Annotated in this window: 7 protein-coding genes; 5 read left to right on the plus strand and 2 right to left on the minus strand. The window is 47.4% G+C overall.

Annotated elements, in window-relative coordinates:
* Window positions 1-35 precede the first annotated feature (35 nt).
* Window positions 36-1,580, plus strand: coding sequence for a SusD/RagB family nutrient-binding outer membrane lipoprotein (locus ACTIE6_RS15310; RefSeq protein WP_439557466.1), 1,545 nt, complete (start codon window positions 36-38; stop codon window positions 1,578-1,580).
* A 103-nt stretch (window positions 1,581-1,683) separates the two neighbouring features.
* Here the strand turns inward: ACTIE6_RS15310 and ACTIE6_RS15315 are convergent, their stop codons facing one another.
* On the minus strand, window positions 1,684-2,085 hold the full coding sequence (locus ACTIE6_RS15315; protein WP_439557467.1) for a response regulator: 402 nt from the start codon (window positions 2,083-2,085) through the stop codon (window positions 1,684-1,686).
* A 200-nt stretch (window positions 2,086-2,285) separates the two neighbouring features.
* On the opposite strand from ACTIE6_RS15315, the gene ACTIE6_RS15320 reads away from it, so the two are divergent.
* The 3 genes from ACTIE6_RS15320 (at window position 2,286) to ACTIE6_RS15330 (ending at window position 3,708) form a co-directional block, all read left to right on the plus strand.
* Window positions 2,286-2,525, plus strand: a complete 240-nt coding sequence (locus ACTIE6_RS15320; protein WP_439557468.1) for a type II toxin-antitoxin system HigB family toxin — start codon at window positions 2,286-2,288, stop codon at window positions 2,523-2,525.
* A gap of 7 nt (window positions 2,526-2,532) precedes the next feature.
* Entirely contained in the window at window positions 2,533-2,898 is a 366-nt protein-coding gene (locus tag ACTIE6_RS15325) for a helix-turn-helix domain-containing protein (protein ID WP_439557469.1), read from the plus strand.
* A gap of 63 nt (window positions 2,899-2,961) precedes the next feature.
* Complete coding sequence (locus tag ACTIE6_RS15330) at window positions 2,962-3,708, plus strand: DUF3891 family protein (protein WP_439557470.1); 747 nt, start codon at window positions 2,962-2,964, stop codon at window positions 3,706-3,708.
* 96 nt (window positions 3,709-3,804) lie between these two features.
* Here ACTIE6_RS15330 and ACTIE6_RS15335 read toward each other — a convergent pair whose 3' ends face one another.
* Window positions 3,805-4,338 carry a DUF2911 domain-containing protein gene (locus ACTIE6_RS15335; protein WP_439557471.1) on the minus strand — a complete coding sequence of 178 codons (534 nt, stop codon included), beginning with the start codon at window positions 4,336-4,338 and terminating at the stop codon, window positions 3,805-3,807.
* Window positions 4,339-4,709: 371 nt separating this feature from the next.
* Between ACTIE6_RS15335 and ACTIE6_RS15340 the strand changes: the two genes are divergently transcribed.
* A partial coding sequence (locus ACTIE6_RS15340) for a GH3 family domain-containing protein (RefSeq protein WP_439557472.1) occupies window positions 4,710-6,066 on the plus strand: 1,357 nt, incomplete at its 3' end.

Raw genomic sequence — 6,066 nt, forward strand, 5'->3', positions numbered from 1 at the left:
CCCGTCCCATTTATTAAGACTAAAATTCGAAGACCATGCAAAAGTTCATATATAGTAAAAGCATCCTGACACTGACACTCAGCGCAGCGCTGCTGTCGTCCTGCGAAGACCTGGGCGAAATCAACGAAGATCCGAACCGCCCGACCAATGCGACCACCACCACGATCCTGCTCAATGCAGAAAAGCAGGTGATTGACAACATCCGCAACGAAAACAGCTCCCTGCGCGGCTCACAGCTTTTTGCCCAGTATTACAGCCAGAATATTTACAGTGACCAGTCGCGCTATGACATTCCCCGCTCCTACTCGGACACCTACTGGAGCAATGCATACAAGGCGCTCAACAACCTGAATGAGATTATTATTCTTAATTCAAATGCAGCGACAAAAGACGTAGCGGCCGCTGGCACAGCAGGTACCAATGCCAACCAGATCGCGATCGCGCGCATTCTGAAAGCCTACACTTTCCAGAACCTGACCGATGTGTTCGGGAATATTCCGTACCAATCGTACGGAAACCCCGACCCCGAGTTCCAGGCTTTGCAGCAGAATCCCGAGAACCTGAGCCCGGCTTATGCAAGCCAGCAGAAGATTTACCTTGACATTCTGAATGAGCTGAAAGCAGCCGGCGACACGCTGAACAAGTACAAGGCAGCCACTACTTTCGGCAACTATGATGTGATTTACAAAGGCAAAAACGAGCTATGGGCCAAGTTTGCCAACTCGCTCCGCCTGCGCGTAGCAACCCGCATCCGCAAAGCTGCTCCGACAGAGTCGAACACGCACTTTGAAGATGCGCTGGCCAAAGGGGTATTTACTTCCAATGCGGATAATGCAGTTTTCAGATATCAATCTTTGGCGCCAAATGAAGCTCCATTATACCGCGCGACTGTAACCGCCAACCGTAAAGATTTTGCAGTTTCCCACGTGCTGATCGATGTTTTAAAAGGCACAAAAGGTACCGTGAAAGTGCAGGACCCGCGTTTGCCGATTTACGCCACCAGGAATGCAGCCGGTGAATATGTTGGTCAGCCTTACGGGTTGCCAGTGGCCGCAGCTGGCCTGCTGACTGCAACTGACGTGAGCTTGCCGGGTACCGCTGTGAATGCAGCCAATTATGGTGAAGTGTTGCAGGAATATGCAGAAGTTGCTTTTTTGATCTCGGAATACAAAAACTGGGACCAGCAGGAATATGTTAACGGTGTTACTGCTTCTTTGCAGAAATGGGGTGTTGCCGCAGCTGACATTGCAACTTACGTAGCCGCATTGCCGAAAGCAGACAAGGCAAATGTCCTGAATCAGAAATGGCTCGCATTGTACACCCAGGGCGACGAAGCCTGGGCAGAAGTGCGCCGCACGGGCTACCCGACCTTCCTGGTAAAATCCGGCGACGTTGTTTGGAGCAGAACTGTGAGCGGACAAACAACCAATTATAAGTTTGAACCACTATTTGGTACGGGAGTTCCGGAGCGGCTCTACTACCCTTCGAAAGAGCAGAGTGTCAACCTGGCCAATTACCAGAATGCGGTAAAGCAGCAGGGCAATGATGATATCACGACGCCACTTTGGTGGAATAAGTAAGCTGAATGTAGTAAACACAAAACGGATGCCCCATTTGAGACATCCGTTTTGTGTTTATAGCCGCCTGGCCTGATTACGAAGTAGCTATGGATTCAGACTAACCCTATGCCCTGCTGAAATAACTTTCAAGCGATTTTGCAGTTTGAAGAAGCCCTGTGGTACTTTCCGGTTTCACCAGGTAAGCAGAAGCGCCGACTGAATGAGATTCCCTGATCAGCTCTTCGCTAGAAGATGTGGAGATCACTACGACGGGCACATTAGAAAGGGGCTGACCGGAGCGCAGCTCTTTGATCGTCTCGATCCCGCTCATCAGCGGCATATTCATATCCATCAACACAAGACTTTGCTTCTCCTCCATTCCGTGCTCGGAAACGTGTGTGAGGAATTCCAGACCATTCTTAAACTCGCGGAAGGATACATTTTCAAAAACAGCCTGAATGGCATCCGTCAGAAAGAAGCGGTCGTCTTCGTCATCATCGACCAGGTAAATGATTTTTTGCTGCATAGTTCGAGAGGGTGGTAATGCGAAATTGTCTGAGTTGCTAAGTTACAAATTCAAACGAATGCAGCTAAGTAGTTTTTTATTTATAAAATTTATTTTCAAAATATGAAATAAAATTTAGACTTGAGAAAAATTAAACTAACACACATTTGGTTATCGTATCACATAAAGCAATCCGCGAGTTTTGCCTCAAAAACCCGCTTATGCAGCCTTCACTTGAAAAATGGTACAAACAAAGTGCAGCAGCCAACTGGTCCAACTTTGCCGAGATCCGACAGACCTTTAACTCTGTGGATTCTGTCGGCAACGGTTTGTTCGTCTTCAACATTGCAGGGAATCATTGCCGACTAATTGCAAGAATATTCTTTCGGAAAAGAACGCTTTACATCAGGTTCATTGGCACGCACAAGGAATATGACCAGGTAGATATCTCAACACTTTAATACAATTATGAAAAATCTCAAGACCGAAAAAGACTACCAGGACGCGCTGGAAGAACTGAACCAGCTGATGAAGAAAGGTGAGGAACAGATCAGCGAAGCAGAAGCGTCTAAAATTGAAGCACTTGCGTTATCGATCCAAAGATTTGAAAAGATATACTATCCATTTCCAATTCCCAAAACCATCCCGGAAATGGTTGAATTGAAACGGTTTCAGCTGAAACTTACGCAGGCTGCGCTCGCTGATATGCTAGGGCTTGGGAAACCAAAATTGTCACAGATCCTGAATGGAAAGCGGGAGCCCGATGTGCCTTTCCTTAAAGCTGTGTATCAGAAGCTGGGCATTGATCCCGGATTCTTGCTGGATAATGCGTGATTGCTGGCTGGTCAGCTGGGATAAGGCATAATATTTGAGCAAGCCCCGCAAACTATTACCAACATGATCGTCAATTACACGGAAAAAGGCTGGGAACTGATTTCACAGCGCGCGCACGGGCTGCTCGCAGGGAAGTTTTGCTTCCATTTGAAACCTGAATTCAGGACCAAATTCTGGATGGAAACCATTGCCGCTACCCTCGGGCACGACGATGCATTTAATGAGTTGGAAGAGGACGATATACTGCTCAACGAACAGGGCGGACCGGTTAACTACAAAATGCGGGATTTTGAAAGGCCGAAGCTCGACAAGCTCCTGAATATGGCGTTAACTAAAAGCCGCTATATCGCGCTGCTGACTTCCAGGCACATTCAGTTTTTATACGACCAGTCCGAAGATCCCGCTGTGAAGAAATACTGTGAAGGCTTGAAGAAGCAGGATCAGGATTGGCTCAAACAGCTGGAACTTACGCAAAACGACATGGAACAAGCCTACATGCTGCTGCAATGGTGCGATGCTTTGTCGCTCCTGATCTGTCAGAAATGGGTACAGCCTGAAAACCGGAAAGTCGAAATCGGCATAGGACCGGGTGGGATCAGTTACGACCTGCTTTCTCCGTCTGAAAATGTACTTACCGTGTCGCCCTGGCCGTTTGATTTGCCACAATTTGACGTTTGCTTTGACAGGAGGATTTTAACAGATATGTCGTTCAGGAGCGAGGCAATCTTCCGCAAGAAATTTCTTGAACAACGGCCGGAACTGGTAGTGTACCAATTCATTGATCCTGGCAATGTCGATAGAGAGGAGTAACTATGACTTAGATTCAATTTACTTCCCAGAAAAATCAAATAAAAAATGGCGGCGGTGTACTTACCGTCGCCATTTTTATTTATAACTTATGCAATCTTATTTAATTGAAACCGGGACTTCCGTATTGTCCCAGCGCAAAACAAAGCCACTTCCTGTTACCTCATAAGCCAGTTGCTCCGTCATGGAGGCGCTTTTCTTAGGCTTGGCTTTTACGGTCAGCACATCTTTGCTTGCATCTTTTGACGTCTCCCCGCCCCTTTTGATACCCCATTGTCCTGTTTGAGAATTGAATATAAAAGACCATTCAGACTCACCCGGAATCGCGTAAAGGCTGTATTTTCCAGCCGGCAGCTTTTGTCCCTCAACCATAATTTCTTTATCCGTTTCAAAGATCGTAGCCTCGTTCGCACCGGCGCGCCAAACCTTGTCGTAAGGCACCAGCTCACCAAAAATCTTCCTGCCTTTTACCGACGGCGCAGAATAGTTGATCGTGATCATAGCAGCACCCGCTTTGCCGGTAGCAGTTTGTGCAGGACTTGGCTTGGGCTTGTCTCCCTGGGCCCAGCTCACCGTTGTTGCCAGCGCAAACGCCAGCATTAAAAGCCCTTTTGTAATCACCATTTTTTCCATGTCGGTCTGTGTTGTTAAACAATAGGTTAAAACTCCTCTAATATCGTGATTTAGGTTGATAATGAAAGGGATATTTGCCTGGGAGAACGGAGGCTCCTCGGGAGCCTACTATATTTACCAGTTGCATCCTTCTATAAACAGGAGGCCGCTCTGCGGCCGCTTTGAAAAGACGACGCAGAGTGCCAAACAACAAAGTGGCTCCAGCGGAGCCTCCTGTTTATAGGCAAACACGGGCACTCGGTAGAACAAGGGCTCCTGCGGAGCCTCCTGTTGTTACAAATGTCGCATATGATCGTATGAAGTTTCACGATAGATATCATGGCACAAATTTTTTCCTCCTCTTTTAAAAACCACAAACACCTTCACAAATAATGGCTGTCATTGGCGAGCTAATCAAGAAAGCGATTGATTTTACAGGCAAGATCCTAAGTGATCCCGAGCCTGTCCAGGCCCAGAAAGAAGCACTCGGAAAGCTGCTAGAAACTGCAAAACTTACTGCATTTGGCAAAAAATACCAGTTCGCCGAGATACTTGCAGCTGACGATATCGTCAGGGCTTTTCAGGAGAAAGTGCCTGTTCATGATTATGACAAAATGTTTTCAGAATGGTGGCACTACCTGCTCGAAGGACATCAGAATGTAACCTGGCCGGGCGGACAGAGCTATTTTGCATTGAGCAGTGGCACTACCAGCAATAGTAAATACATCCCGGTAACAGACGATATGCTCGCCTGCATCCGCAAAGCCGGCGTTTCCGAAATTACCAATTTGGGCGTCTTTGATCTCCCATCCGATTTTTTTACAAAACAAATCCTGATGCTCGGCAGCAGTACCAGCCTCATCCAGAAAGACGATCACCAGGAAGGTGAAATCAGCGGGATCAGCGCGAGCAACCTGCCCGGCTGGTTTGGCGGGTTTTACAAGCCCGGACAGGAAATTGCCTCCATTGCCGACTTCGACGAACGCATTAAAAGGATAGCAGAAGAAGCGCCCAAATGGGATATCGGCTGCATTTCAGGAATTCCTGCCTGGGTGGAGCTGATGCTCAAAGAGATTATCAGCCACAATAAGCTCGAAACCATTCACGATATCTGGCCAAACCTGACCGTTTATACAACCGGTGGGGTCGCATTTGATCCTTACCGCAAAAGTTTGGAAAGATTACTGGCGCGCCCGCTGATTTATATCGATACTTACCTGGCTTCCGAAGGTTTCATCGCTATTCAAAAACGTCCAGAAACCACCTCCATGGCGCTGTTCCCGGATAATGGCATTTTTTACGAGTTTGTACCATTCAATGCAGATAATGTGGATGAAGACGGAATGGTAAAGCCCGGCGGTACCGTACTCTCGCTGGCTGATACAGAAGAGAATGTTGAATACGTTCTGCTGATCTCAACCGTTTCCGGAGCATGGCGTTACATGATCGGCGATACGGTGACAATTACCGACAAGGCGCGGGCTGAGATCAAAATTACCGGCCGTACCAAGCATTACCTCAATGTGGTTGGCGAGCAGCTTTCTGTCAATCAAATGAACGGCGGACTGCGCGTGATCGAAAATGAATATGATGTGGTGATCAAGGAATTTATTATTTCAGCGATCCACCGCGGCGATGAGTACATTAACAAATGGTACCTGAGCTGCGACAAATTCATTGACAAAGTCAAAGTTGCCGAGTCGCTGGACGCCACTTTACGCGAGAATAATAAAAATTACAATGTAGCCC

The organism is Dyadobacter sp., from assembly GCF_051859145.1.
GTDB lineage: Bacteria > Bacteroidota > Bacteroidia > Cytophagales > Spirosomataceae > Dyadobacter.

Excerpts from the sequence above, each read along its gene's own strand:
- ACTIE6_RS15330 (WP_439557470.1), top strand. The coding sequence starts at position 2,962 with ATGATCGTCAATTACACGGAAAAAGGCTGGGAACTGATTTCACAGCGC.
- ACTIE6_RS15310 (WP_439557466.1), top strand. The coding sequence starts at position 36 with ATGCAAAAGTTCATATATAGTAAAAGCATCCTGACACTGACACTCAGC.
- ACTIE6_RS15335 (WP_439557471.1), bottom strand. The coding sequence starts at position 4,338 with ATGGAAAAAATGGTGATTACAAAAGGGCTTTTAATGCTGGCGTTTGCG.
- ACTIE6_RS15325 (WP_439557469.1), top strand. The coding sequence starts at position 2,533 with ATGAAAAATCTCAAGACCGAAAAAGACTACCAGGACGCGCTGGAAGAA.
- ACTIE6_RS15315 (WP_439557467.1), bottom strand. The coding sequence starts at position 2,085 with ATGCAGCAAAAAATCATTTACCTGGTCGATGATGACGAAGACGACCGC.
- ACTIE6_RS15320 (WP_439557468.1), top strand. The coding sequence starts at position 2,286 with ATGCAGCCTTCACTTGAAAAATGGTACAAACAAAGTGCAGCAGCCAAC.